At 56.5% G+C, this 718-nt stretch carries 1 protein-coding gene; it reads right to left on the bottom strand.

Annotation, left to right across the window (positions count from 1 at the left end; all coding sequences use genetic code 11):
- A partial coding sequence (locus M6D81_RS31620; RefSeq protein WP_486187842.1) for a nuclease/transposase family protein occupies positions 1 to 718 on the bottom strand: 718 nt, incomplete at both ends.

Consider the following 718-nt stretch of genomic DNA (forward strand, 5'->3'; position numbering starts at 1 on the left):
GTCGCTCTTCGACAGCACGTACATAAGGGCACGCCGATACTTCTTCCATTGGCGGCTGCCTTTCTTGCACTTTGACATCTTCCGGTACAGTTCTTTGATCTTCTTATTCCGGAGCCGCTTGATGCTGCGCATCTTGCGTCCGGTCACGATCAACCCCTCGCCGTCTTCCGTCACGGCTGCAATCGCATGGACTTCCCCGGGGTCCACGGCCGCGATTTGCGTCCCTTGCGCCGCGGCAGGCTCACAACAGTCATCATAGCTGATGCACAAGAACAGACCGCGATCGTAGACGACTTCGATTTCCTTCACGATGCCGGGCGGAACGTTCTTCACCTGTACCACGATCGCTTTCTGCCGTTTGCCATCGCGGAGGCCGACACTCAGTTCGATGCGCCCGTCATCGTGAATGACAAAGCCTTGGACTGCCCACTTGGTCGGATAATGGCCCTTCAGCTTATAAGGATACCGCACCTGCGAGTGACCCATTCGTTTCGCTTTCACCGTGTTTTCTCTGGCTTGCAAATACTTGTGGCAGGCGGCCTGAATGCTCTGGCTGTGAATGGGATACTGTCCCTTGGTCGCTTGCTGCAGTTCTGTCCTTCCGATCCAACGCCCGTGTTCCAGCGCGTACGCTTTGGCGATGCGCAGACAATCGTTCCAGACTTGGGCCGAGATGCGGTTACAGGCAAACAAGCGCTCGCGGTCCTCATCACTGACA

Origin of the sequence: Paenibacillus sp. J5C2022 (assembly GCF_025567625.1) — a bacterium.
In the GTDB taxonomy this organism is placed as follows: Bacteria; Bacillota; Bacilli; order Paenibacillales; family Paenibacillaceae; genus Pristimantibacillus.